The 24,568-nt window shown below is 58.3% G+C and carries 22 protein-coding genes; 12 read left to right on the top strand and 10 right to left on the bottom strand.

The genetic code is table 11. The annotated features are described in order from the left end of the window. Nucleotides 1-150: 150 nt before the first annotated feature. Nucleotides 151-2,715 (top strand): hypothetical protein, encoded by a 2,565-nt coding sequence (locus HB675_RS05690; RefSeq protein ID WP_213876520.1) that lies wholly within the window; start codon nucleotides 151-153, stop codon nucleotides 2,713-2,715. A 99-nt stretch (nucleotides 2,716-2,814) separates the two neighbouring features. Here the strand turns inward: HB675_RS05690 and HB675_RS05685 are convergent, their stop codons facing one another. Next, nucleotides 2,815-4,194, bottom strand: a complete 1,380-nt coding sequence (locus tag HB675_RS05685) for an FAD/NAD(P)-binding protein (RefSeq protein WP_213876518.1) — start codon at nucleotides 4,192-4,194, stop codon at nucleotides 2,815-2,817. Then, nucleotides 4,191-4,772, bottom strand: coding sequence for an adenylyl-sulfate kinase (gene cysC, locus HB675_RS05680; protein WP_256737468.1), 582 nt, complete (start codon nucleotides 4,770-4,772; stop codon nucleotides 4,191-4,193). The genes HB675_RS05685 and cysC overlap by 4 nt, the downstream gene beginning before the upstream one ends. Before the next feature lie 267 nt (nucleotides 4,773-5,039). Here cysC and HB675_RS05675 point away from each other — a divergent pair, with 267 nt between their 5' ends. After that, nucleotides 5,040-6,074: a glycosyltransferase family 4 protein gene (locus HB675_RS05675; RefSeq protein WP_213876514.1), complete on the top strand. Its 1,035-nt coding sequence runs from the start codon at nucleotides 5,040-5,042 to the stop codon at nucleotides 6,072-6,074. A 75-nt stretch (nucleotides 6,075-6,149) separates the two neighbouring features. Further along, nucleotides 6,150-8,147 carry a nucleoside-diphosphate sugar epimerase/dehydratase gene (locus HB675_RS05670; RefSeq protein ID WP_213876512.1) on the top strand — a complete coding sequence of 666 codons (1,998 nt, stop codon included), beginning with the start codon at nucleotides 6,150-6,152 and terminating at the stop codon, nucleotides 8,145-8,147. Nucleotides 8,148-8,251: 104 nt separating this feature from the next. Here the strand turns inward: HB675_RS05670 and HB675_RS05665 are convergent, their stop codons facing one another. Beyond that, nucleotides 8,252-9,454 (bottom strand): O-antigen ligase family protein, encoded by a 1,203-nt coding sequence (locus tag HB675_RS05665; RefSeq protein WP_213876510.1) that lies wholly within the window; start codon nucleotides 9,452-9,454, stop codon nucleotides 8,252-8,254. Between the two features lie 218 nt (nucleotides 9,455-9,672). Between HB675_RS05665 and HB675_RS05660 the strand changes: the two genes are divergently transcribed. The 4 genes from HB675_RS05660 (at nucleotide 9,673) to fabF (ending at nucleotide 13,982) form a co-directional block, all read left to right on the top strand. Continuing rightward, on the top strand, nucleotides 9,673-10,593 hold the full coding sequence (locus HB675_RS05660) for a glycosyltransferase family 2 protein (protein ID WP_213876509.1): 921 nt from the start codon (nucleotides 9,673-9,675) through the stop codon (nucleotides 10,591-10,593). Between the two features lie 245 nt (nucleotides 10,594-10,838). Beyond that, complete coding sequence (locus HB675_RS05655; RefSeq protein ID WP_213876590.1) at nucleotides 10,839-11,723, top strand: glycosyltransferase; 885 nt, start codon at nucleotides 10,839-10,841, stop codon at nucleotides 11,721-11,723. Nucleotides 11,724-11,835: 112 nt separating this feature from the next. Then, nucleotides 11,836-12,147, top strand: a complete 312-nt coding sequence (locus HB675_RS05650) for a helix-hairpin-helix domain-containing protein (protein WP_213876507.1) — start codon at nucleotides 11,836-11,838, stop codon at nucleotides 12,145-12,147. Between the two features lie 560 nt (nucleotides 12,148-12,707). Further along, complete coding sequence (fabF, locus tag HB675_RS05645; protein WP_213876506.1) at nucleotides 12,708-13,982, top strand: beta-ketoacyl-ACP synthase II; 1,275 nt, start codon at nucleotides 12,708-12,710, stop codon at nucleotides 13,980-13,982. Nucleotides 13,983-14,000: 18 nt separating this feature from the next. Here the strand turns inward: fabF and HB675_RS05640 are convergent, their stop codons facing one another. Together HB675_RS05640 and HB675_RS05635 are read right to left on the bottom strand one after the other, a co-directional pair. Next, on the bottom strand, nucleotides 14,001-14,561 hold the full coding sequence (locus tag HB675_RS05640) for a TetR/AcrR family transcriptional regulator (protein ID WP_213876504.1): 561 nt from the start codon (nucleotides 14,559-14,561) through the stop codon (nucleotides 14,001-14,003). 92 nt (nucleotides 14,562-14,653) lie between these two features. Then, nucleotides 14,654-14,821, bottom strand: a complete 168-nt coding sequence (locus HB675_RS05635) for a DUF2897 family protein (RefSeq protein ID WP_213876502.1) — start codon at nucleotides 14,819-14,821, stop codon at nucleotides 14,654-14,656. A 175-nt stretch (nucleotides 14,822-14,996) separates the two neighbouring features. On the opposite strand from HB675_RS05635, the gene pyrF reads away from it, so the two are divergent. Continuing rightward, nucleotides 14,997-15,698, top strand: a complete 702-nt coding sequence (gene pyrF, locus HB675_RS05630) for an orotidine-5'-phosphate decarboxylase (protein WP_213876588.1) — start codon at nucleotides 14,997-14,999, stop codon at nucleotides 15,696-15,698. Between the two features lie 78 nt (nucleotides 15,699-15,776). Here pyrF and HB675_RS05625 read toward each other — a convergent pair whose 3' ends face one another. Beyond that, nucleotides 15,777-16,784 (bottom strand): NADP-dependent oxidoreductase, encoded by a 1,008-nt coding sequence (locus tag HB675_RS05625; protein ID WP_213876500.1) that lies wholly within the window; start codon nucleotides 16,782-16,784, stop codon nucleotides 15,777-15,779. Nucleotides 16,785-16,935: 151 nt separating this feature from the next. Between HB675_RS05625 and HB675_RS05620 the strand changes: the two genes are divergently transcribed. Next, nucleotides 16,936-17,697 (top strand): SDR family oxidoreductase, encoded by a 762-nt coding sequence (locus tag HB675_RS05620; RefSeq protein ID WP_213876498.1) that lies wholly within the window; start codon nucleotides 16,936-16,938, stop codon nucleotides 17,695-17,697. 155 nt (nucleotides 17,698-17,852) lie between these two features. After that, nucleotides 17,853-19,808: a methyl-accepting chemotaxis protein gene (locus HB675_RS05615; protein ID WP_213876496.1), complete on the top strand. Its 1,956-nt coding sequence runs from the start codon at nucleotides 17,853-17,855 to the stop codon at nucleotides 19,806-19,808. Nucleotides 19,809-19,957: 149 nt separating this feature from the next. Here HB675_RS05615 and HB675_RS05610 read toward each other — a convergent pair whose 3' ends face one another. Together HB675_RS05610 and HB675_RS05605 are read right to left on the bottom strand one after the other, a co-directional pair. Continuing rightward, entirely contained in the window at nucleotides 19,958-21,151 is a 1,194-nt protein-coding gene (locus HB675_RS05610; RefSeq protein ID WP_213876494.1) for a benzoate/H(+) symporter BenE family transporter, read from the bottom strand. Between the two features lie 97 nt (nucleotides 21,152-21,248). Further along, entirely contained in the window at nucleotides 21,249-21,692 is a 444-nt protein-coding gene (locus HB675_RS05605) for a MarR family transcriptional regulator (RefSeq protein WP_213876492.1), read from the bottom strand. An 82-nt stretch (nucleotides 21,693-21,774) separates the two neighbouring features. Here HB675_RS05605 and HB675_RS05600 point away from each other — a divergent pair, with 82 nt between their 5' ends. Next, nucleotides 21,775-22,941: an aminotransferase class I/II-fold pyridoxal phosphate-dependent enzyme gene (locus HB675_RS05600; RefSeq protein ID WP_213876490.1), complete on the top strand. Its 1,167-nt coding sequence runs from the start codon at nucleotides 21,775-21,777 to the stop codon at nucleotides 22,939-22,941. A gap of 9 nt (nucleotides 22,942-22,950) precedes the next feature. Next, nucleotides 22,951-23,553 (top strand): glutathione S-transferase family protein, encoded by a 603-nt coding sequence (locus HB675_RS05595; RefSeq protein WP_213876488.1) that lies wholly within the window; start codon nucleotides 22,951-22,953, stop codon nucleotides 23,551-23,553. A gap of 51 nt (nucleotides 23,554-23,604) precedes the next feature. Here HB675_RS05595 and HB675_RS05590 read toward each other — a convergent pair whose 3' ends face one another. Both HB675_RS05590 and folE read right to left on the bottom strand, forming a co-directional pair. Then, the gene (locus tag HB675_RS05590; RefSeq protein ID WP_213876486.1) at nucleotides 23,605-23,970 is read right to left on the bottom strand and encodes a glutathione S-transferase N-terminal domain-containing protein; all 366 of its coding nucleotides are present in this window, start codon (nucleotides 23,968-23,970) and stop codon (nucleotides 23,605-23,607) included. Nucleotides 23,971-23,999: 29 nt separating this feature from the next. Continuing rightward, entirely contained in the window at nucleotides 24,000-24,545 is a 546-nt protein-coding gene (gene folE, locus HB675_RS05585) for a GTP cyclohydrolase I FolE (protein WP_213876485.1), read from the bottom strand. Between the last annotated feature and the right edge of the window lie 23 nt (nucleotides 24,546-24,568).

Raw genomic sequence — 24,568 nt, 5'->3', positions numbered from 1 at the left:
ATGCTGAATTCCAAGGGCTCGGGGAGAGGATGTCGAGTCTTACCCAGACGACGATTTTCTTGCTCGTCGGACGGCGCGTCCTCGTAGCCAGTTTCATCGCCCTAAGTGAAGGAGGGTGATATCTTCGGTGTTAACTATTTAGGGATTGTTATGTTTTCAATTTATCGGCAGCGGATAACTGCAGTAATCCTGAGTGCCGCCCTGGTACCGATTCTCATATTTTTTTACTCACAGCTTCCTGTCTTGTCAGTTGGCATAAGGTCTGCAGTTTCCTCTGTCCTCGTGATCTTCATCGGTATCGTGTTGTGGATAACCTTCAAGGCGCTCAGGTTGCCAACTCCTACGGCGCTGGCCATCGTCGTCAGTAGCGGCCTCGTGGGCTTTATGTTAAGCCCTGCGGTTCGGGTGCAAGCCCCGGGTGCCGATAATCTCAGCATGCATTACTCAGATGGTGCCATTGATGACCGGGCGCAGCCAAGTGCTGTTTCGCTGTGGGGCGACACCATGAATGCTGTCTTCATGCATCCGGCATTTTCGAATGCCAAAGTCCCTAATGTGCTGATAGGTACATTTGATTCGACGCCTTCGAACATTCGGGTTTACTTTACAAAACCCGAAGCAGGCATGTTCAAGGATGATGGGTCCTTAACCGACAGTGACGGTATTTCCGTGAAATTGACTGCGTACGACTCGACGGGTCACGCTGTCCCTCCTGAATCGTTCTATCTATCGGAACAGGAGTTTCTCTCGAAAAAATGGATCGCCAGAAACGTCACCCTTCGATCTGGCATCAGTAAAGTCGAACTGGCTATCGGTACGGGTCCTCCGGGTAGTACGCCAGACTATGATTCAACTTATGTGGCTTTTGAAATACCGAGCGCACTTGTTTCCGTGGAACGTGTTGGCAAAGTGCTGGTGTTGTGTCTCGCCGTACTTGTTATAATTTTGGTGGGTTATCTGAATGTAAAGAAAAAATCCAGCCCCGTTTCATGCGGTATGAAGTGGACGTTTTTAGATGGGCTAAAGGTAGGCGTGCTGCCCCTGATATGCCTGGGTATAGCTTATTGGTCTCATGTCAACACAACCTTTGTTTTTTTCTGGGATTTCCTTAATTATTGGGACAAAACTCAGGTTTTATATAATGCATTGCATTCATCCTCTTGGGCGGAGGCCGTTGGACTGTTCACGTCTTCCTACACAGCCGATTACTCATTTTTACCCGCTGTCGCCCCGGCTACGTTGGACCTTTTAGTCGGTTTCCCCACGCGGCTTTGTTATGTCATGACAATAATCCTTATTTACGCTGTTCCGGCGTATTTATCGTTGGCGCTACTCTCTCGCCGGTTGGTCGAGCGCAAAACGTATCCTGAAGGTGCTGCTGAGACCTGGATTGTCGCCGGCCTGCCAATTCTGTTGGGTTTGCCGCTTTACTTCGGCACCGCTCTTTACTTGATGCCTGATATTGGCGGTGTAGCCTTGGTTGTGGTTGTCCTTCTGCTGTCGACATCTCTGGTTGAGTCGTTGAACCAGCCCTGCCATCAGCACGCGTCCTGGTTGCCATCGCGTGAGATTGTCACGCTCTGTTTGACACTTGGTTTGGTTTTTAGCGTTTTGTTTATCTTTAGACGCTGGTATGTGTTTTCGACTGTCGGAGTCATTGCAACAGTTGGGGTATTGATTCTGCTGGGCTGGTGGAGATCCCCTGGTTACCGATGGGTATACTTTTCAAAGGTTTGTCTATCGGTGTGTACCATTGCTGTTGCGATGATACCGTTTTTGTGTTGGGTCATGTTTTCTTGGTCGGCGGAGTTGGGGAAACATAACTACTCCACACTGTACGCATCCTACGATTATCCACTTTCAGCAGTTATCGCACTGTTCGTTCAATATTTTGGTCTGTTTATCCCTGTCTTGTCATTGCTCGCATTCGGGCTATTCGTAAAGCTCGGCGCCGCGCGAAATCTGCTGTTTATATTGGCCGGTTCAACATTGATATCGGTCGTTTTGTTCCTGCAAATACAAAGTCCAGGGCGGCATCATTTTTATTTGCTGATGCCGTTCTTGGGTGCCTCATTAGGGGGAGTCTCTATTTTTCTTCATCGCCGTTATGGTGTCCGTGCGACAATTTGTTTCTGCTTGATTCTCGTCGTTGGTAACGGTGTTAATACGTGGCTGAAAGATCAGGGGGGGCGCGGTACAACAATCTTTAGCACCTATGACGATTGGCTTCCGAAGCAGCAGAAGTACCAAGCGGGTTACGCAGCAGTGGTGAGCTGGTTGAATTTACCTGAGAACATTGAAAAGAAATTTTGCTTGGTCGCTTCAGGTCGTACAATCAATGAGGGTCTGTTTCTTGAATTGGGTCAAATTGATCCCAACGTCAAGCGGCATGAGTTTGATACTCGATTTGTGTACCTTGCCCAGGTGGATAGCGTTGATGGGCCTCCATTTCCCAGTACTCGCGAATGCAAGATTTTTTTAGTGGCTGACCCTTTTCAGTCTCATCTTCGCCCTGAGCATCAATCCAGCATGAGGATTGTGCAGACGGATATTTTGCGAGGTGAGGGCATTGGCCAAGCGACCCATGACACGGGCGTTATCTTTTCTATGGGGGACGGCATCGTACTTCGTGCTTTTGAGGCATTTAGGCCAATCACGGATCAGGAATACACTGATCTTGTAAGTCGATATAAGAAAAATAAGGCTGATCAATAGGGTCGACTGATTTATAACGTGCTCGCGATATAAAATCTGCCGGGGGGCGTATTTTATATCGCGAATCGTTCCATCTCCAGTGGCGATTTTTTAATTCAATCAGGCCAAGTCGCTATCGACAGGTGGCGCTGCTGATAGCCTGATCGCGAGTGCTCTGGCATGGTGGCGCAACTCCGGCACGGCAGTCGCTTCCCAGTTGGCTGCTTTGAGCATCGGGCCGACGTAGCTGATCCATGGCAGTCGTTCGCCGTGAGCGTTGATGATGGCACCGTCACCGGCGACTCTAAGACCGAGCTCAAGTTCATCAACGGCGATCGTGCCGGCGGCCAGTAGTTGGCGAATCAGCTTTGAATTTAGTTTCAGGATCCGCGTGCTGGGCCCAGTGCAATTGATTACCCAATCGAACGTCAAGCGTAGGGGATCATTGCCGCCTCGTGGCTGAATCTGAGCACGCATTTTTTCGTTGTTGCCCTCGATACTCAGCACGCGTCCACAGGTCAGCCGGACCTTGCCGGTGCTGACAACCTGTTGCAGGTAGTCCCAGGTGGCTGGAGCCAAACGGTGGCGATGCACATCCCAATACGGCTGAAGATGTCGCAGGAAACGAGCACGTTCCCGCACACTCAACGCCTGCCAAAGGGTTGGTGTGATCGGTCGTAACGCTGCGATAACGTCGCGCCATAGTTCTGGATGCAGGGCGATTTCCTGGCGTACTGCTTTAAGGTATTCGCGTGCGCTCGCTGGTTGTGCAGCGATCCGCTGCCGTATGCTGGCGTCGTACGGAATGACCGGAAGTTTGTCCCGGTGCCCGGCAGGAAGCAGACCGCGCCTTGACAGCAGAGTAAAGCGCGCACGTGGGTGCCGTGCGGAAATCTCCAGAATCGAATCGACGGCGGTCAGTCCCGATCCGATCAACAGAATCTCGAGAGGCTTCTCGGCCGGTGCCTCCGGAAGCGGCATCCAAGGGTCGGGCACGTAGTGATTCAAGGTATCAATGGCATCTAAGCCTGGTATTCGAGCGGGCGGGAAGTTCCCGAACGCGAGCACCACGTGATCAGCCACCAGTTCAGGTTGCCCAGCAATGTGGACCGTTGTCTTGTGTCCATCCTTTTGGACAGAGGTGACTTCCCCCACCCGTTGCTGGCAATCGGCGGACGAATCGCCAATGGCTTGATCCAGCAAGTGGCTCAGGTACTCGCCGTACTGGTGCCGAGGCACAAAGGTGGCAGGTTCAACCGAGTGCCCAAGCGCGTTGCAATAGTTCAGGAAGGAATCAGGGTCGTCGACGAGGGCAGTCATGTTGCCCGCAGGCACATTGAGCAGATGGCGAGGACTGTTTGTACCGTATGCCAAGCCGCGCGCCATCTTGCCGGAGCGGTTTACAATGATCACTTGGTCAGCGGCTGTGGCCCGCGCAAGAAACTCTATGGCTACAACCGTACCACTGAAACCTGCGCCGATAATGACTAAGGTGGTCATGGTCGTTCAATATGGTCGATGATTGATTGTACCCCGGCTTCAACGGTCTGATTCATGGTCATCACTGACACGTGAGGGTGACGAGGCACTTCGTAGGGGGAGTCGATGCCGGTAAATTGCTTGATCTGGCCTTGCCGCGCCTTGTGATACAGACCTTTAGGATCCCGTCGTTCACACTCCGCCAACGGTGTATCGATATGCACCTCGACGAAAGCCTTGTCGCCAATCACGCTTCTGGCCAGTACACGATCCTTTTCGAAAGGTGAAATGAACGAAGTTATGACGATCAGCCCGGCATCGACGAATAAACGGGCAACCTCGGAGACGCGACGAATGTTTTCTTCGCGGTCCTGGTCGCTGAACCCGAGATCCTTGCAGAGTCCGAGACGTACGTTGTCGCCATCGAGCAGATAAGTATGATGGCCCGTGGCGGTGAGGCGTTGTTCCAAAGCGTTTGCAATGGTCGACTTTCCCGAGCCGCTCAGTCCAGTGAGCCAAATCACTCGCGGTGTCTGATTTTTTTGCCTGGCTCGTGATTCGGCTGTGGTCGCCAGAATATGGCTGGTCAGGTTGTGCATGGTGCGATGTCCTGAGTCGAGTACGCTGGCATTCTTGGGTGGTGGGCCGATGCCTGATATTTGCGCGATCATGCGTCAAATGAGCAAGGGCACACGGTAGGGCACTGGCTGCCTCGTTAATGTGCTGGGCATACTAACGCCAAGGCAACCCGCGGATGTGACGGTTTAGTAACGAAATTGTTCCTGCTGTCACCGCCTCAACGTCCTTTTGTTGGTATCCTTTACCGACTTATTGTCAGGATGCTGAATCATGAGTGCAATAACGGGATGATGGATTGGTGGCTAGCCGGCACCATTGCCGCTTTTTCCTGCGTTCTTACCGGTATTGTTCGTCATTACGCGCTGGCCAGGAATCTGCTCGACGTCCCCAACGCTCGCAGTTCTCACGTCATGCCAACGCCTCGCGGGGGCGGGGTCGCTATTGTGCTGGGGTTCGTGGTTGCGACCGCCTGGGCCTATTTTCAGGGTGAAGTCGGCACTTGGGCGATTGCCTGCTTTGCAGGCGCGGGCGGGATTGTCGCTGTGGTCGGTTTTCTGGACGATCATGGACACATCGCGGCTCGCTGGAGGTTGGTCGCCCATTTTGTTGCCAGCGCTATCGCTATGTATGCCCTGGGAGGCATGCCGACGCTACAGTTGGGCTCCTATGCCCTGGACCCGATGTGGTTGCGTATGGCCATTGGCATCCTCTTCTTTGTCTGGATGCTCAACCTCTACAACTTTATGGATGGTATCGATGGTATCGCCGGTGTCGAGGCGATTACTGTCTGTGCCAGTGCATGCCTGTTGTATTGGCTGAACGGTGACGAACCGCTTTTGACCCTGCCGTCGCTGCTGGCCTTCGCCGTGCTCGGCTTTCAGGTCTGGAATTTTCCACCTGCAAAGATCTTCATGGGCGACGCAGGCAGTGGGTTTCTCGGCTTCACACTGGGCGTCCTGGCTATTCAGGCGGCCTGGACTGATCCGGTGTATTTCTGGGTATGGTGCATTCTGTTGGGTGTTTTCATCGTGGATGCTACCTTCACGCTGTTGAGACGACTGCTCACCGGCAGCAAGGTATATGAAGCTCACCGGACTCATGCTTATCAATATGCGGCTCGGCGTGCCGGCAGCCATTGGCGAGTCACCTTGGGCGTGGCCGTGGCCAATGTGCTTTGGCTGCTGCCGATAGCCGTTCTTGTGGCGTCGGGGAGCTTGAACGGTTGCGTGGGTGTCATTGTCGCTTACCTGCCGTTGGTAGCGCTTGCGATCTTCTTCGAGGCGGGCAAACGTGAAACACCGACGGTGGCCGCTACGCGTTAGCTGTGATCGGGCTTCAAGATAGCGCGAGTATAAAATTCTTATCGAGGGGAGGAAGAACCGCCAGGTTCATTATTTATGGATAGATTACGATCCCTTCTGGTGTCCTTGCCTCGGCGTCAGAAACGACTGATTCAAGTGATGGCAGACATCTTGCTGGTCTGGTTCGCGCTCTGGGCCGCCTTCATCGTTCGTTTAGGCATCGAGGACATCTTCAATCCCTTGAAGGTGCATGCCTGGCTGTTTCTGGCCGCCCCCGTTGTGGCCATCCCCTTGTTCATTCGTTTCGGCATGTACCGAGCCGTCATGCGTTATTTTGGCAATGATGCATTGGTTGCAATTATCAAGGCCGTCAGTTTGTCGGCGCTGATCCTGGCGGTTGTGGTGTTCTGGTACAGCAATCATGAGACGGTTGTGCCTCGCTCGATTGTGTTCAATTATTGGTGGTTGAGCATGGTCATCATCGGTGGCTTGCGTCTGGGCATGCGCCAGTTTTTCCACGGTGATTGGTTTATCGGAATACAGGCGGCCCCGTCCAATGGTCGTGACGGCGGCCTGGTCAAGGTGGCTGTTTATGGCGCGGGAGTCGCGGGTAATCAGTTGGTAGCCGCTTTGAGGATGGGGCACTCGATGCGGCCGGTAGCCTTTGTGGACGATGATCCGGCCATTGCCGATCGGGTCATCTCGGGGTTATTGGTTTACAAACCGAAAAATATCGACGAAATGCTGGAGGTCACCGGTGCCCAGGAGGTTCTGTTGGCCCTTCCGTCCATTGCCCGCTCTCGGCGCCGGGAAATTCTGACCTCGCTTGAAAAATATCCTCTCCATGTGCGCAGCGTTCCGGCTTTTTCGGATCTGGCTGCAGGCAGGGTCAAGGTCGACGACATTCAAGAGGTTGATATAGCCGATCTGCTGGGCCGCGACTCGGTGCCGGCCCAGCCACATCTTTTGGCGCACTGCATCAAGGGCAAGGCCGTTATGGTCACTGGGGCCGGTGGGTCAATCGGTTCGGAACTGTGCCGACAGATACTCTCCCTGCGGCCGACGGTACTGGTCCTTCTGGAACACAGCGAGTTCAACCTCTATACCATTTGCTCTGAGCTTGAGGGGCGCGAGGCCAGAGAGTCACTCGGTGTTCGGCTTCTGCCTACGCTGGGCTCGGTACGGGACAAGGACAAGCTGACGCAAGTCATGCGCCTGTGGAAAATCGACACGGTCTACCATGCAGCGGCCTACAAGCATGTGCCCATGGTGGAGCACAACATCGCTGAAGGTGTGCTTAATAACGTCATGGGCACTGTGAATTGCGCGCAGGCCGCACTGGCTGTCGGGGTGTCCAACTTTGTGCTGATTTCTACCGACAAGGCAGTGCGGCCGACAAATGTCATGGGTAGCACCAAGCGGTTGTCGGAACTCACACTGCAGGCCCTGAGCAAAGAGATGGCACCGGTTTTGTTTGGTGATCCGGCGAACGTAGCTCGCGTCAACAAAACGCGCTTTACGATGGTACGGTTTGGCAACGTGCTGGGCTCATCGGGCTCCGTCATCCCGCTTTTTCACAAACAGATAAAGTCCGGTGGCCCGGTAACTGTTACCCATCCCAACATAACCCGTTATTTTATGACCATCCCGGAGGCGGCCCAGTTAGTGATTCAGGCCGGATCAATGGGCGTCGGCGGTGAAGTCTTTGTACTGGACATGGGCGAGCCGGTCAAAATCGTCGAACTGGCGCAGAAGATGATTCATCTGTCGGGCCTGAGCGTCAAATCGGAACACTACATGCAAGGTGATATTTCGATCGAGTTTACGGGACTACGGCCGGGGGAAAAGCTGTTTGAAGAGCTGTTGATCGGTAACAACGTGGTCGCCACCGATCACCCGATGATCATGAGTGCCCATGAGGACATGATTCCGTGGGACAGCTTGAAGCTGCGGCTTGCCGACCTCTTGGAGGCCGTCAGAGATAATGACTATTCGACGGTGCGGCAGTTGTTGCGTGATACGGTGGCGGGATATGCCCCAGATGGAGAAATCGTTGATTGGGTTCATATACAGCGCCGTAAAGATCCTTCTTGAAATTTGGGTTCGCGCGCTACTGGATTCGACGGGAGTCGGCGCAAACCACGGGGTATTGTTATCAAGCCAAGTGCCCGGCTCTCAGCGTAACAAAAATCAATTTTTCATAGACTGTGCGCATTGCCCCGCTTTCGTTGCGCCACCCACAAGGCGAAAATCAACGCCATCGGTATCCAGATCAGGAACCAATGCTCCTTTGGGCGCGACATGAATGCCATCCCCTCGGTGAGCCCTGAGCCGAATCCGAAGAGCAGCCATGCGGCGGCCAGACTCACCATGGGCACATGTCGGTTCTGCCAGCAAAAGCGCATGGCGACGGCGTAGACCGCCAGCCACAATACCAGGCCGACGATACCACCGGTGTACAACACCCCTAGCTCGATGTTGTGTGGGTCGGCCAAAATTTGATCGAGTCCAGGAATGAGGACGGTCATGCCCGAGTCGAAGCCATGACCGAACCATGGGTGTTGACTGATCTGACGCAAGGCTTCCAGCCAGATCTGCGGCCGGTACGAAACGCCGCGCTGGGCCAGGCTTGCGGGATAGCAGGCAACCACCAGCACCAGCGCCAGCGCGATGGCACCCACGACAATCAAGCCTCTGCGCCGATCTCCCACAATGACCAGCCAGCACAAGGCAAATGCAAGGCCTACCAAAGGTGTGCGAGAACCGGTGGCCAAGAGAGTTGCCAAGAGGATGGCCAGGCAAACGAGCGCCATTGGATTGTTCAGCTTGCGACCTTGCAACCAGGTCGCCAGCCAGAAGGTCGCGAAGGCGCCGAAGACGTGGGCGCTGAGCAGCGGGTTGTACAAGGCACCATAACCGTCCAGCCGGGGGCTGCCCTGGGGCATGCGCACTGTCAGGAAATACACCAGCGAAATGGCAGCGGTCAGCGCGGCAATGATTGCGGCCAATCGAGTCAGGTCGGTGAGGCGTTGAACCGAGCGCATGCCGATGATTCCGGCCGCGAACAAAAGCAGCGCCACATAGAGCGGCCGACGAGCCAACGAAAGCGCGGTATCGTCCGTACTCGACCAGGCGACCGTAAGGATCGTATAAGCACAAAACAGAGCGATGGCTGCGAAAAGGGGATTGCACACCAGCGGTTTCAGCAACCGAGGCCGTAACGTCAGAAGAATCACCGTCGGCAACGCCAGGAAAATGTAAAAGAGCTGGTGAACCCTCCCTCGGTCCCCGGCAATGAACATGCTGATAAGAATAACCACCCAGCCCAAGGGAATCAGGTAGTCCTGAAAGAACTCCGAAAGACGGTGACGCGTTGTAAGAGTCGAGACTCCGGTACCCATTGCTTACTCTCTGTCCGCAGGCGTGCTTTGGCGCGAATGATGTCATTTTTGCCAACGGCGATCCATGAATCATTCCCGGTGGCCACACGCTGCAACAGCTTGGTGAAGGTCGCCTCCTCAAAAGTCTTTCTCATTACATTTGCTCGGGTGCGTTGTAGAATCCTGCAAACAAAGAGTCGCCTCCTCCCTCGTCCCTTTATTTCTGAATACGTACCGACATGACCTCGACTGCCACTCCGTCACTGGACGGTGAATCTGCCACTCCCTTGGTGTCCATCATCGCGCCTTGCTACAACGGCGAAAAATACCTTGAGGAGGCGCTGGCCGGCATCTATTCGCAGACCTACCCGAATCTCGAAGTCATCATCGTCGATGACGGTTCTGTCGATGGCAGCTGGGCGTTGCTGGAGAGGCTTCAGCAGGTCTACGGCTTTCAGTTATACCGACAGAAAAATCAAGGTGTCAGCGCAGCACTGAATCACGGGCTGCGTTATGCCCAAGGCAAATACGTCGCCACCCCTGATCTGGACGACATCATGTTGCCGGAGTCGGTGGCGGTCCGCGTGGCGTTCATGGAGGAGCATCCCGAAACCGGTATTTGTGCTGGCAACAGTAAATACATCGACTCTGAGGGCAAGGTACTCAAGGAAGAAAAGCGTCGTGTTGCCAGTCGCTACGACTTCGCCGAGACGCTGGCGGATGCGCGCGTGTGTGGTGCCCCGAGCGCGCTGTACCGTATGGAAGCTCTCAAGGCAGCGGCGTTCTACGATCCGTTCATCCAGGTGCAGGATTTTCAGATCACCCTGCGCATTACCCATGCGGGCTATTTCGTCGACGCGATTCCGATACTGATTACCTTGTACCGTCGTCATCCGAACAACCTGTCACGGCGTTACAAGAAGGTGTTGACTGCAGATCTGGCGGCCATTGCTCCGTACCGCAACCACCCAGCCTATGAGTCTGGTCGCGCCGCATTGCTGCACAAGGCGCTCAAATACGCGGTGCGTGAAGATCGCGCCGACGCGTGGAGGTTATTGCGCCAAGTACCGCCTAGCCAGTGGAACCGAGTGACATTTCAACGGTTCAAACGCTTGGTGCTGTTGTGGCCCCGGAACTTGTTGAAGAAAACATCAGCCTGACACGGCAGGGGGGCAGTCATGGATGATCACAAAATGCCCGTGTGGGACGATGGCTACACAACCCCGGAATTGTCTCTATTCGCTGTCAATCAGTTACCCGTTATTACTATAGTTAAAACTTTTGTCATGCCAAACTTGCGCCTGCTCAGTGACTTAGGCACGATCCGTGCTGTACGTCCGAGCGTTCCAGACAACTGTTTATCTACCGCGGCAGGCCCGTTAGCAAAGGGGCCGGGGGCATGACTATAGAATTCGTCGACACCGGCGACCGTCCACTTGTGACCGTCATCATCGCCAGCTACAACCACTGCGCCTACGTCGAGGCGAGTGTCATGAGCGTGCTGGCGCAGACCTACCCGAATATCGAGCTGCTGGTGGTAGACGACGGCTCGGAAGATGGCAGTGTGGAGCTTCTAGAGCGTTTGCAGGCCCGGCATGGTTTTGATTTCAGATCCCAGGGAAACCGCGGGCTTTCCCGCACCCTGAACGAAACCATCGCGCGCGCCTGCGGCAGTCTGATCGTGCCGTTTGGCTCGGACGACATCATGTTCGCCCACCGAATCGCCACCCAGGTCGCCCATATGCAGGGCAAGCCGGAAGTCGGGATCTGTTCGGCCAACATAGAGATCATCGACCAGTACGGCGCCGTGATGGGAGGCAACGAGCAGCGCAAACGCGACCTGCCGTTCCGTCGTCTGGATTTCGACGACCTGTTCCTGGATCGCAAGCCCGGCCCCATGGCCGCCACGCTGATGTTCAGGCGCGAAGCGTTCGATCTGGTGGGGGGGTTCGATCCCGAGATTCGTCTTGAAGACCTCTACATCGAGCTGAAGATCGCCCGGGCGGGATTCTTCATCGACGTGCTCGGCGAGCCCCTGGCGCAATATCGCAAGCACGCCACCAACACCTACAAGAATCAGCGTTTCATGTTCGATAGCGTGCTGAAAACCTATGAGGTGTTCAAGGACCATCCGGGCTATGAGCACGTCTGCATGCGTTTTCGCCAGTCCATGCTGCTCAAATGTGGCAAGCGTGACAAGAAACTCTCACGGGAGATCCTCGCGCAGATTCCTTTCAAGTGCTGGAACAGGAAAACCGTCAGGGGGATCTGGCGGCTGATGGTGTCATAACCGGTAACGCTTCCCCGGCATCATCGACTGGCGAGCCTCGCTCTGTTGTCTAGGGTTAGCTGTGCGGCACAAGGAAGCCGTACGACCTTACCCTTATCAAGGAGCTACACTCATGCGCACCCTCTCTTCGCTGCTGTTTGCGGTACTCACCAGCCTTTCTGCGGCCGCCTATGCCGCACCGGTTTCGATGCCTGCAACCGGCACCCCGCCAGCAGCGGTCATGGGCACGAAGGTGAATCTCAACACGGCGGATGCCGAAACCCTCAGGCGTGAGCTTTCAGGCATTGGCGATGCCAAAGCCCAGGCGATCGTCGCCCACAGGGAAGCCCACGGGAAATTCGCGTCGGTGGATGAAATGCTGGAGGTGACAGGTATCGGAAAGTCGCTACTCGACCGCAACATCGAAAAACTGACGGTCGAATAACGCTTGTTCCCCAATCAATAGCCGCTGACAGCGGCTATTCCGGCTGGCTACTGACTTGGGGGGGTGGTACGCGATTGAGCAGGCACGCGAGACATGCCTTGTGACTCTTCGGTATGACCACTTCTGACCATGATCACGGCCAGGAACACACCCACAACGGACAGAACACTCCAATACATCAGAAAGGCAGCCATTAACGACACTCCTAAGCGAGGGCTTTGTCAGGTTGTCGTCTGTGGCCGTTGTTGCTGAGGGGGGTGTCCATCGGATGGGGAGGCCTATCTCACCATGGTCGACGTACCGGCACCGGGATAACCTTGACATGATGGATGACATGCTTTTTATTAGGCTTTGAATTATATTTGTAATCCAAAAGGCATTGCCTCCATATTCGAGAGAATAGCCCATGGAATTTGCTTTGCAAAACCCCAATTGAGTGCGCGCCGTTTTTCCAAATGCGCTCCTGCGCTGCAGGCCAGACGGGTCGGGGTTTTCAGCAAACTTCCATTGGTCGAGAGGCATGCTCGTTTGGATAGGCCAGATAACCAAGACAGGTGTCCATGAGCGTCGAACGAATTGTTGTCACAGGAATGGGCGTGGTTTCACCCCTCGGAACTGGCGTTGAGCCAGTATGGGCGCGGCTTCTAGCGGGACGGTCGGGTCTGCGCAGATTACCCGACGAAGTGGTAGAAGGTTTGGCCGCCGCAGTGGGCGGTGTAGTGCCTTCATTGGCGGAAGATGGCGAGGCGGGCTTCGACCCGGACTGGGCGGTTGCGCCTAAAGACCAGAAGAAGATGGACCGGTTTATCGAGTTCGCCATGTCGGCTGCACGCCAGGCATTGGAGCAGGCTGGATGGCGGCCGGAAGCTAGCCGTGACAAGCAGCGCACGGCCACAATCATCGGCTCCGGCATTGGCGGTTTCCCGGCCATTGCCGATGCGGTGCGTATTACTGATGCGAAAGGGCCTAAGCGCCTGTCCCCGTTTACCATTCCCTCGTTTTTGGTGAATCTGGCGGCCGGGCATGTGTCCATCGAGTTCGGCCTGCAGGGCCCACTGGGTGCGCCAGTCACGGCATGCGCGGCGGGTGTGCAGGCAATTGGCGATGCGGCCCGGCTGATCCGGGCTGGTGAAGCGGATATTGCCGTATGCGGCGGTGCGGAGGCGGCGATCGATCGGGTCAGCCTGGGTGGCTTTGCCGCGGCGAGAGCCTTGTCCAGTGCGTTCAATGACACACCCGAGAAAGCATCCCGGCCGTTCGATCGTGACCGAGATGGCTTTGTGATGGGGGAGGGCGCGGGGATTCTGGTAATCGAAACCCTCAGTCATGCGCTGGCTCGCGGCGCCAGGCCTCTCGCCGAGTTGGTGGGCTATGGCACTTCTGCCGACGCCTACCACCTTACGGCAGGGCCCGAGGACGGCAGCGGCGCTCGGCGCGCGATGGAGATAGCGATTGCTCAGGCCGGTATCGAGCCGGCGCAGATCCAGCATCTGAATGCCCATGCCACGTCCACGCCCGTGGGCGATAAAGGCGAGTTGGCGGCGATACGCTCGGTGTTCGGTGACGGGCCATCGGTGGCGATTACTTCCACCAAGTCAGCGACAGGCCATCTACTGGGAGCGGCCGGTGGGCTGGAAGCGATCTTCACCGTGTTGGCCATCCGCGACCAGATCGCCCCGGCAACGCTGAACTTCGAGCATGCCGACGAAGCGGTGGCCGCGTTGGACATCGTGCACGGTTGCGCTCGGCCGATGGCGATTGAATATGCACTGTCCAACGGGTTTGGCTTTGGTGGCGTGAATGCCAGCGTGGTGTTCAAGCGTTGGGTCGATTAACACCGCGATCGGTGTGGGTCAGGCCGGGATGTCTCGCTTGAGTGCCTCCCGCACCGTCTCCAGAATCCGGTCCGACAACGCCGGATCCTGCACGGCGCGCGACAGCAGCAGAGCGCCTACCAGCGACGAGAGCATCATCACGCTCTTGTCCTCGGCTTCCGGTTCGCCGAGGGCCGAGGACATCCGCGACAGCAGGGCTTGAACCCTGTCATCGGTGATGGCGCTAGGCTCGCCGCGCTGGCCGAGCTCCGCCGACATGGTGGGCAGCGGGCAGCCCGCATCCGGGTTTTCCCGGTGAGTCTTGCTCAGGTACATATCAATGAAACTGGCCAGAGGGTCGGGTTTGGCAAAGGTTTCCGTGGCCCGAGCGCTGGATTCCTCGGCAGCCGCGCGCAACGCGGTCTCCACCAGTTCATCCTTGGACTTGAAGTGCGCGTAGAACCCACCGTGTGTCAGGCCCAGTGCCTTCATCAAAGGCTGCAGGCCGGTCGCACCGATACCGTCGCGACGAAAGCGTGCCGAAGCTTCCTTGACGATGCGTTGGTAGGTCTGGGCTTTGTGATCTTGGGAATAACGCATGGGAGCCTCCACTGCGTGGCTCATGGAATGTTGTTTGACATCCTAACAGAACCTGCGCAAGCCGTGGGGGCTCCAGGCCCCCGTCAGTCAGATCAGCGATCGCGCGCCTCCTTGGCGTCCATTTCGGCGTTGCGCTGTTGTACGCGAGCGCGTTCGGCATCGGTCAATTCGACTTTGTCGGCACTGCCGCGCAGCATCATCAAACCACCGACTATCGAACCGATGGCTACCACCAAGATCAACCAGGCATACCAGGGCATGGAACCCTCCTTGAACAGCGATGAGGCGAAGGATTTTCGCACGGTTCTCGCTGTTCACGTTGGAGTGGCGAGCCAGGGCGGTGGTTCCGTGGAGGGCCGGCGCATTCAACTGGGGCAGGCGGGTGTGGTCTGCTACAATGCGCGCCGATTTCACCCATGCCCCGAGAGCCCGCCCATGTCCGTTTGCCAGACTCCTATCATCGTCGCCCTGGATTTTCCGACCCGTGACGCCGCCCTGAAGCTGGCTGACCAACTTGACCCTGCATTGTGCCGGGTCAAGGTGGGCAAGGAACTGTTCACGACCAGTGGGCCGAGTATTGTCGAGACTCTCAATGGCAAGGGTTTCGAAGTGTTCCTGGACCTGAAATTTCACGACATTCCCAACACCACCGCGATGGCCGTCAAGGCGGCGGCGCAAATGGGCGTATGGATGGTCAACGTGCACTGTTCGGGCGGTCTGCGCATGATGGCTGCCTGCCGTGAAGTGCTGGATCAGCAGGCCGGCGCCAAGCCGCTGCTGATCGGCGTGACGGTATTGACCAGCATGGAACGCGAAGACCTCGCCGCCATTGGCCTGGACATCGAGCCCAAGGAGCAGGTCTTGCGTCTGGCAGCGCTGGCTGAAAAGGCCGGGCTGGACGGTCTGGTGTGTTCGGCCCTGGAAGCCCAGGCGCTGAAGGCGGCGCACCCGAAGTTGCAACGAGTGACCCCGGGCATTCGGCCGGCGGGCAGCGCCTCGGATGATCAGCGACGTATCCTGACCCCACGCCAGGCAATGGACGTGGGCTCGGATTACCTGGTGATCGGTCGCCCGATCAGTCAGGCGGCGAATCCGGCGCAGGCGTTGGCGCAGGTGGCGGCAGAGCTGAAGGCCTGACAGGGCGGGTTCCCGAGCAAGCTCCGTCCTGCAAGTACAGGGCCGAGCTTGTTCAGGAAATGCACGCCGCGCAAGAGATCAAACCACCTTCAACACCAACTTGCCGAAATTCTCCCCGCTGAACAGTTTCAGCAACGCCTCGGGAAACTGCTCCAGCCCGTCTACGATGTGCTCCTTGCTTTTCACCTGCCCGGACTTCAACCAGCCCGCCATCTCCTGTCCGGCGCGGGGGAAGCCCTGCGCGTGGTCCATGACCACAAAGCCTTCCATCCGCGCCCGGTTTACCAGCAACGATAAATAGTTGTTCGGCCCCTTCACCCCGGTCTGGCTGTTGTACTGACTGATGGCACCGCAGATCACCACCCGCGCCTTGGGTGCCAGGCGCGCCAGCACGGCATCGAGAATATCGCCGCCAACGTTGTCGAAATACACGTCCACGCCCTTGGGGCATTCCCGTTTCAAGCCTTCATTCACGTCTTCGTGCTTGTAGTCGATCGCGGCGTCAAAGCCCAGCTCATCGACCAGGTACTGGCACTTCTCCTTGCCTCCAGCGATGCCGACGACCCTGCACCCTTTGAGTTTGGCAATCTGCCCGGCCACGCTACCCACGGCACCGGCCGCGCCCGACAGCACGACGGTTTCGCCGGCTTTCGGCTGGCCGACATCGAGCAGGGCAAAGTAGGCCGTCAGGCCGGTCATGCCCAGCGCTGAAAGATAGAGCGGCAACGGTGCCAGCGCCGGGTCGATCAGGCGCAAGCCGGTGCCGTCACCTTGATAGAACGCCTGCACCCCCAGCGCGCCACTGACAAAAGCACCTGCCGGGTACGCGGCAAGGTTCGACTCGACCACCTGGCCAACCCCCAGCGCGCGCATGACGTCACCGAGCTTCACCGGCGCTATGTAGGATTTGCTGTCGTTCATCCAGCCCCGCATGGCCGGATCTAGGGACAGGTAATGCACTTGAACCCGCACCTGGTTTTCGCCGAGCGCTGTCAGTGGCGTCTCGGCAAACTGGAAGTGTTCGCGCCCGACCCCACCGACCGGTCGTTGAGCCAGAAGAAATTGACGGTTGTTGGGGGTGGTCATGTGGCGCTCCTGTTCGGCTTGAGTGCAAGGTAATGGTGCCGGCGCGACCGTTTCTCAAGGCGAATCGGGCTGGCGAATACCGGGCCATTCACCCCGACGGGCCATTCTTGCCGCTAGACTCGTGGTCTTTTCCATCCCCAGAGGGTCAACCATGAGCATGACGTTTTCCGGGCAGGTCGCATTGGTGACGGGTGCAGCCAACGGTATTGGCCGCGCGACGGCGCTGGCGTTTGCCGCAGAGGGTTTGAAGGTTGTGGTGGTAGATCTCGATGCCGCTGGCGGCGAGCACACTGTCGAACTGATCCGCGAAGCGGGCGGCCAAGCGCAGTTCCTTGCCTGCAACGTCGCCCGAGACAGCGAAGTGCGCGGCATGACCGAGCGGGCTGCGAGCCTGTGGGGGCGTATCGACTATGCGTTCAACAATGCCGGCATCGAAATCGAGCAGGGCAGGCTGGCGGAGGGGAGCGAGGACGAATTCGACGCCATCATGGGCGTGAACGTCAAAGGCGTGTGGTTGTGCATGAAGTATCAATTGCCGTTGATGCTGGCCCAAGGCGGCGGCGCCATTGTCAACACCGCCTCGGTGGCCGGGCTTGGCGCCGCGCCGCGAATGAGCATCTACAGCGCCTCCAAGCATGCGGTGATCGGCCTGACCAAATCGGCAGCCATCGAGTACGCGAAGAAAAGCATTCGCGTCAACGCCGTTTGCCCTGCCGTGATCGATACCGACATGTTCCGCCGCGCCTGTGAAGCCGACCCGCGCAAGGGCGAGTTCGTCATGGGCGTCCACCCGGTGGGGCGCATCGGTCGGGTCGAGGAAATTGCGGCAGCCGTACTGTACCTGTGCAGTGATCATGCAGCCTTTACCACTGGCCAGGCATTGGCGGTCGACGGCGGAATGACGGCCCTCTGAGGTCTGAAGCGGCATCGACGTATCCATGGCCGACAACTTCTGGCTGTTTGCCAGTATTCCGACGTCAAGCGCTTGTCTGTGGTCGGACGACCCTGCAACTCTGCACGAATATTGAATGGTTTATTGCCATCACTCTTTGCAGAGGCATCGCGCGCATGAAGTCGGTCCGTTTTGCCAACCTGGGCATGGCCAGGAAGTTGGGGTTGGGCTTCAGCCTGGTCTTGTTGTTGACCGCCCTGGTGGCGGCCATTGGCGTCTGGTCGTTGCAGTTGGTCAGCCAGCGTTTCGACGGCCTGCAGCGTATGTCCCTGCTCAACAGCAGCGTGCTGAAGGTGCGCTTGCTGGAGCAGCAGTTCAGTCTGCACTCAGACCCCAAGGACGCCGATGCCCTGCGCAAGGACGTTGATCAGCTCAAGGCCCAAGCCGAGGCTCTGAAGCGGGAGTCGCCCAGAAATGTGGCAGCCATGAACGATGTCGAGCAATCCCTGGCGGATTACCTGAAGGCGTTCAACCAGTCGGTGGACATCAGCCAGTCCAAGGACCTGGCGCTGGAGATGGCCAGTTGGTCGGTATCCAGCGTGGCCAATAACCTCGACGTGTTGCAGAGCGGCCTGACCGACGACGGTACCTTCACCTTGAAGGATTCCCAAGGCCAGAAAGGCGCTGAGTTCATTGCCCAGGCCGGGCAGGTCGGGCAGATTTCCCGGCTGATGCTCCAGGCCATGGAGGAAGCTCGCGTGCGCCTCGACAAAAGCCGCAAGGGCGATGACAGCGCGGGGCAGGGCAAGATCGCTGAAGCTGACCAGGCGCTGGCGCTGGCCAATGAGTTGCGCAAGCAGATTGAAGATGCGGGCTACCAGAGCGTGCTGGACGAAGTGCTGAAAAACATCGGCGGTTTCAGTGACAAGCTTGCGGAGTACACCGATCTGCTGACCAAGGAGAAGGTGGTCGAACAGCAACTGCGCGAGCGCGCCGATCAGGTCGTGGCCCATGTCGATCAGGCCTACACGGCTCAGGATCAGGCCATGCAGGCCGAGTTGAAAAAGAACACCCTGTTGATTATCGCCTCGTCGGCACTGGCGTTGCTGGTGGGTTTGCTGGCTGCATGGATCATGACCCGCCTGATCGTTGGCCCGTTGCGGCAAGTGATCGCCCGCGCCCAGGCGATTGCCGCCGGCGACCTGAGTGGCAGCATCGCAGTGGATCGGCATGATGAGATTGGCCAGTTGATGCTTGCCATGCAGCAGATGAGCGCGGGCCTGGCCGGGATTGTCAGCGGTTTGCAGGCGGGGATCGAGCAGTTGGCCAGCTCGGCGCTGTCGTTGTCGACCGTGACGGAGCAGACCACCCTGGAAGTCGGCACTCAGAAAGAAGAAACCGAGCAAGTGGCCACGGCCATGCACCAGATGACCGCCACCGTGCATGACGTCGCGCGCAACGCCGAAGAAGCGGCCACGGCAGCGCGCAGTGCCGATGACAAAGTCGACAGTGGTCAGGTGGTGGTGCGCCGCAGCATGCAGCGCATCGAACAGCTGGCGGGGTCTGCGCAATCGGCCAGCCAGAGCATCGAGAACCTGAGCGGTGAAATCCAGAACATCGGTACCGTGGTGGCGGTGATCAAGAGCATTGCCGAACAGACCAACCTGCTGGCGCTCAATGCTGCGATCGAGGCCGCGCGGGCCGGAGACCAGGGCCGGGGTTTTGCCGTGGTGGCCGATGAAGTGCGAGCGCTGGCGCGTCGCACCCAGCAGTCCACTGAGGAGATCGAACGGCTGGTCAGCACCCTGCGCAGCAGCGCGCGGCAGTCGGTGGAGCAGATTCAGAGCAGTGGCGAGCTGGTCAAGCTGGCGGTCAGCGATGCCTTGCAGACCGAAAGCGCGCTGGGCAGCATCGCTTCGGCGGTTTCAATGATCCAGCAGATGAACCAGCAGATCGCCGCTGCTGCCGAGCAGCAAAGCTCCACTGCAGAAGAGATCAACCGCAGCGTCACCAGCATCCGCGCCAGCGCCGATCAGTCGGCCCTGGCCATGCAGGGCAATGCGGCGTCCAGCGTGCAGCTGGCGCAGTTGGGTACGGAGTTGAAAGGGATGGTCGGGCATTTCCGGTTGTAGCGCAGGAGGTCTCCTGGCGTCACCCAATCCCTGCAGGACCGAGCTTGCTCGGGAAGGTCATACGGGCTCTATCTGAAACGCCGCGTGAATGCTTCCCGAGCAAGCTCGGCCCGACAGGGGGGGCGTGAATCTGTCGGAAGCGATATCCGTTACGCGGCCTTGCGCCAGTTCAAAATGACCAGGGTTACCACCCCCGCCACAATCCCCCAGAACGCCGACCCCACCGAAAACAGCGTCAGCCCGGAAGCGGTGACCATGAAGGTGATCAACGCCGCCTCGCGTTCCTTTGGCTGGCTCATGGCTTGAGTCAAGCCGTTGATGATCGAGCCGAACAGCGCCAGCGCGGCAATCGACAGCACCAGCTCCTTGGGCAGTGCTGCGAACAACGCCGCCAAAGTCGCGCCGAACACCCCGGCAATGCCGTAGAAAATCCCGCACCAGACCGCCGCAGTGTAACGCTTGCTGTGGTCTTCATGGGCGTGAGGGCCGGTGCAGATCGCCGCGCTGATGGCCGCCAGATTGATGCCATGGCAACCAAAAGGCGCGGTCAGCAACGAGGCCAGGCCGGTGATGGAAATCAGCGGGGAGGCGGGGACGTTGTAGCCGTCGGCCCGCAGCACGGCGATGCCGGGCATGTTCTGCGAGGTCATGGCCACCACGAACAGCGGAATGGCGATGCTGATGGTGGCAGCTATCGAGAACGCCGGCGTGGTCCACACGGGATGGGCCACTTGCAAATGAAATGCACTGAAATCCAGCAACCCCAGCATGCCGGAAAGGCCGGCGCCGACCAGCAAGGCACCGAACACGGCATAGCGCGGCGACAGACGCTTGAGCACCAGATAACTGAGGAACATGCCCAGTACCAGCCCCGTGCGGTGTTGCGCCGCGACGAAGATTTCAATGCCGATCTTGAACAGGATGCCTGCCAGCAGCGCCGCCGCCAGCGAGCCGGGCAGGCGCTTGACCAGCCGTTCGAAGCTGCCGGTCAGGCCGCAGATCAGCACGAGCAGCGAGCACGTGATGTAGGCGCCGATGGCCTCGGGGTAGGGTACGCCGGCCAGGCTGGTGATCAGCAGTGCGGCCCCCGGTGTGGACCAGGCCACGGTGATGGGCATGCGGTAACGCAGGGACAGGCCGATGTTGCAGATCGCCATGCCGATCGACAGCGCCCAGATCCATGATGAGATCTGTTCGGCGGACAGCCCGGCGTTCTTGCCGGCCTGGAACATCAGCACCAGCGAACTGGTGTAGCCGGTCATCATCGCGATAAAACCGGCAATGATCGCTGAAGGTGCGGAGTCGGCCAGCGGCCGAAGGCGGGCGCTGCTGAGGTTTGTCATGGGGCCATCCTGGTCGATGCGAAAGGCGCACAGCCTAAACCGGGAAAGGGTGAGGCGCTGCGATACAGCGGCTGAAACATTCAGCCATACAGTACCCTCAAGCCTCGCTGGCGCCCTCAGCCAATTTCAGGTTCACCGCCCACCAGCCTTCCACTGCCGCCTCACCCGATTCGGCAAACGCCCGTTGCAACAGCTTGACCTGTTCACGGCGCAACGCCTGCTCGAACTTCGCCCCCTCAGGGCTTAATTGCAACAGGCGTTTACGCTTGTCGCTGGGCGGCGTGACGCTCTCCACCAGGTGCATTTCCAGCAGTTGGCGCAACGGCGTGTTCAGCGCCTGTTTGCTCACGCCGAGCCGATCGAGCAGCTCCTTGACGCTGAGCTCCGGATAGCGCGCGACAAAGAACACGATGCGCTGGTGCACCCGGCTCAGGCCACGCCGCTCCAGCATTTCGTCGGCCTTGGCGGTGAACGCCTGGTAGCCGTAAAAAAACGCTTCCATGGCGGCTTGCTGAGTGGAGGTGTTTTTAAGGTCAAACATATTGACGTATCCCGTCTCGACGGCGTAGTTTTGGTCAAGCATTTTGACCCATTTGACTGGTACCGACCAGAGGAGCATCCCTGTGGCATTCTCAGAACGCGTCACCCGCCTCAAGAGTTCTCTGATCCGCGAAATCCTCGCGGCAGCGCAACGTCCCGAGATGATGTCCTTCGCTGGCGGCCTGCCGGCCGAGGCCATGTTGCCTGCGCTGGACTGGACGGGTATGCCAGTGAGTATGGGTCAATATGGCATGAGCGAAGGTGAGCCGGCCCTGCGGGAAAGACTGGCCGCCCAGGCGCGTTTGCTCGGCGTGCCCTGTGAGGCCAGCCAGGTGCTGGTGGTCAGCGGTTCGCAGCAGACCCTCGACCTCGCCGCCAAGCTGTACATCGACAAAGGCACCGAAGTGTTGCTGGAGGGGCCGACCTACCTGGCTGCGCTGCAGATTTTCCAGCTGTTCGGCGCCGATTGCCTGAGCGTGCCCCTGACCGCCGAAGGGGTGGATCTGCCGGCGATGCGTGTCCGCCTGGAGCAGCATGCGCCGGCCTTCGCCTATCTGATTCCGACGTTCCAGAACCCGTCCGGCGCACGTTACAGCGAAGCGGTGCGCGACGGTGTTGCCGCGCTGCTCGATGAATTCGCCGTGACCTTGATCGAAGACGAGCCTTATCGTGATCTCAACTATGACGGCGTGCAGTCGCGGCCCATTGTCAGCCGCCTGCGCACGGCCAGCTGGATCTACACCGGCACGGTGTCGAAAACCTTGTTGCCGGGCCTGCGGGTGGGGTATCTGATCGCCAGCCCGGACCTGTTCCCGCACCTGTTGCGGCTCAAGCAGTCAGCCGACCTGCACACCAACCGGGTCGGCCAATGGCAGGCCCTGCAATGGTTGGGCACCGAGGCTTACGAACAACACCTGGCACAATTGCGTGACTTTTATCGACAGCGGCGCGACGCGATGCAGGCCGAGTTGTTGCGCCAGTTCAGCGACCTGGCCGACTGGCACCTGCCCGAGGGTGGACTGTTCTTCTGGCTGACCCTCAAGCAACCGCTGGATACCCGGACGTTGCTGGAGGCCGCGATGGCGCGCAACGTCGCGTTCATGCCGGGAGAACCTTTTTTTGCCGAACCCGAGTGCAATCCTGGTCATTTGCGCTTGAATTTCAGTCACGTATCACCCGAGCGGCTTCAGGAAGGGCTCGGCCGCCTGGCGGCAGTCATCCGCGAGGCTCAACTGGCCAAGGCGGCCTAGGAGGAACCCATGTTCAAGGTGTATGGCGATTACCAGTCGGGCAACTGCTACAAGGTCAAGTTGATGCTGCACCTGCTGGGTGCCGAGTACGAATGGCAGGCGGTGGACATTCTCAAGGGCGAAACCGAGACCCCGGAATTTCTGGCCATGAACCCCAACGGCAAGGTGCCAGTGCTGCAGTTGGAAGATGGCACGTTTCTGTGGGAGTCCAACGCGATCCTCAACTACCTGGCCGATGGCAGTGAATTTCTGCCGGGCGAGCCTCGGCTACGGACCCAGGTCTTGCAGTGGCAGTTTTTCGAGCAGTACAGCCATGAGCCTTATGTGGCAGTGGCGCGCTTCATTGAGTTCTACCTGGGCATGCCGGCAGATCGGCTGGAAGAATACGAAGTGTGTCAGCGACGCGGCCTCAAGGCCTTGCGGGTAATGGAGAAGCAGCTGCAAGCCACGCCTTATCTGGTGGGCGAGCACTATTCGATTGCCGATATCGCGCTGTACGCCTACACCCATGTGGCCCATGAGGGCGGTTTTGACTTGACGCCGTTTCCGGGGATTCAGGCATGGCTCACGCGGGTGGCGAGCCATCCGCGACATGTGCCGATGCGGGGGTAGCGAAGGCGACAAATCGCCTGTAGGTCCGAGCAAGCTCGATCCTGCAGGGTGTCAGGCAAACCGCTTGCCCAGGTAATCAATGATCACCTTGGACTCGTACATCCAGGTGGTCTTGCCGTCTTCTTCGATGCGCAGGCAAGGCACCTTGATCCGGCCACCTTCGCTGAGCAGGGTCTGGCGATCCTGTTCGTTGTTCTTCGCGTCGCGCAACGCTACCGGTACGTTGAGCTTGTGCAGGGTGCGACGGGTTTTCACGCAGAAGGGGCAGGCATGGAACTGGTACAGGGTCAGGCCCTTGGCGGCCTGATCGACATGCGCCTGAGCTTCGACGCTACGTTTGTGCTTGCGCGGACGAGTCAGCAGGTCACCGACGACGATGATCTGGCCGAGGCCGACCCGCAGGGCTTTCATCAACATGGGGCAGGCCTTTGCTGGGGGATCAAGGGTTACTTGATCAGACTGAGGAATTCGCCACGAGTCGAGGCGTTTTCGCGGAATTCGCCAAGCATCACCGAGGTGATCATCGAGGAGTTCTGCTTCTCGACGCCGCGCATCATCATGCACATGTGCTTGGCTTCGATCACCACGGCCACGCCCAGGGCGCCGGTCACGGTCTGGATCGCTTCGGCGATCTGGCGGCCGAGGTTTTCCTGGATCTGCAGGCGGCGGGCGTACATGTCGACGATACGCGCAACCTTGGACAGGCCCAGCACTCTGCCGTCGGGGATGTAGGCCACGTGTGCCTTGCCGATGAACGGCAGCATGTGGTGTTCGCACATCGAATAGAGCTCGATGTCCTTGACCATCACCATCTCGCTGGCGTCGGAGGTGAACAAGGCACCGTTGGTAACTTCTTCCAGGGTTTGCTGGTAGCCACGCGTCAGGTATTGCATGGCCTTGGCGGCGCGCTTGGGCGTATCGAGCAGGCCTTCGCGAGAGACGTCCTCGCCGAGCTGGCCGAGGATGGCCGTGTAATTCTGTTCCAGGGACATGGATTGACCTGTAGGGATTTTTT

Origin of the sequence: Pseudomonas sp. dw_358 (assembly GCF_018449655.1) — a bacterium.
GTDB lineage: Bacteria > Pseudomonadota > Gammaproteobacteria > Pseudomonadales > Pseudomonadaceae > Aquipseudomonas.
This window is presented reverse-complemented; position numbering and strand designations above follow the sequence as displayed.

Bases quoted from the DNA above. Each gene is read 5' to 3' on its own strand.
- HB675_RS05620 (WP_213876498.1), top strand. From the start codon at position 16,936: ATGAGCATGACGTTTTCCGGGCAGGTCGCATTGGTGACGGGTGCAGCC.
- HB675_RS05690 (WP_213876520.1), top strand. From the start codon at position 151: ATGTTTTCAATTTATCGGCAGCGGATAACTGCAGTAATCCTGAGTGCC.
- pyrF (WP_213876588.1), top strand. From the start codon at position 14,997: ATGTCCGTTTGCCAGACTCCTATCATCGTCGCCCTGGATTTTCCGACC.
- HB675_RS05635 (WP_213876502.1), bottom strand. From the start codon at position 14,821: ATGCCCTGGTATGCCTGGTTGATCTTGGTGGTAGCCATCGGTTCGATA.
- cysC (WP_256737468.1), bottom strand. From the start codon at position 4,772: ATGCACAACCTGACCAGCCATATTCTGGCGACCACAGCCGAATCACGA.
- HB675_RS05670 (WP_213876512.1), top strand. From the start codon at position 6,150: ATGGATAGATTACGATCCCTTCTGGTGTCCTTGCCTCGGCGTCAGAAA.
- HB675_RS05685 (WP_213876518.1), bottom strand. From the start codon at position 4,194: ATGACCACCTTAGTCATTATCGGCGCAGGTTTCAGTGGTACGGTTGTA.
- HB675_RS05610 (WP_213876494.1), bottom strand. From the start codon at position 21,151: ATGACAAACCTCAGCAGCGCCCGCCTTCGGCCGCTGGCCGACTCCGCA.
- HB675_RS05595 (WP_213876488.1), top strand. From the start codon at position 22,951: ATGTTCAAGGTGTATGGCGATTACCAGTCGGGCAACTGCTACAAGGTC.
- folE (WP_213876485.1), bottom strand. From the start codon at position 24,545: ATGTCCCTGGAACAGAATTACACGGCCATCCTCGGCCAGCTCGGCGAG.
- fabF (WP_213876506.1), top strand. From the start codon at position 12,708: ATGAGCGTCGAACGAATTGTTGTCACAGGAATGGGCGTGGTTTCACCC.
- HB675_RS05605 (WP_213876492.1), bottom strand. From the start codon at position 21,692: ATGTTTGACCTTAAAAACACCTCCACTCAGCAAGCCGCCATGGAAGCG.
- HB675_RS05665 (WP_213876510.1), bottom strand. From the start codon at position 9,454: ATGGGTACCGGAGTCTCGACTCTTACAACGCGTCACCGTCTTTCGGAG.
- HB675_RS05640 (WP_213876504.1), bottom strand. From the start codon at position 14,561: ATGCGTTATTCCCAAGATCACAAAGCCCAGACCTACCAACGCATCGTC.
- HB675_RS05675 (WP_213876514.1), top strand. From the start codon at position 5,040: ATGATGGATTGGTGGCTAGCCGGCACCATTGCCGCTTTTTCCTGCGTT.
- HB675_RS05590 (WP_213876486.1), bottom strand. From the start codon at position 23,970: ATGTTGATGAAAGCCCTGCGGGTCGGCCTCGGCCAGATCATCGTCGTC.
- HB675_RS05660 (WP_213876509.1), top strand. From the start codon at position 9,673: ATGACCTCGACTGCCACTCCGTCACTGGACGGTGAATCTGCCACTCCC.
- HB675_RS05625 (WP_213876500.1), bottom strand. From the start codon at position 16,784: ATGACCACCCCCAACAACCGTCAATTTCTTCTGGCTCAACGACCGGTC.
- HB675_RS05615 (WP_213876496.1), top strand. From the start codon at position 17,853: ATGAAGTCGGTCCGTTTTGCCAACCTGGGCATGGCCAGGAAGTTGGGG.
- HB675_RS05650 (WP_213876507.1), top strand. From the start codon at position 11,836: ATGCGCACCCTCTCTTCGCTGCTGTTTGCGGTACTCACCAGCCTTTCT.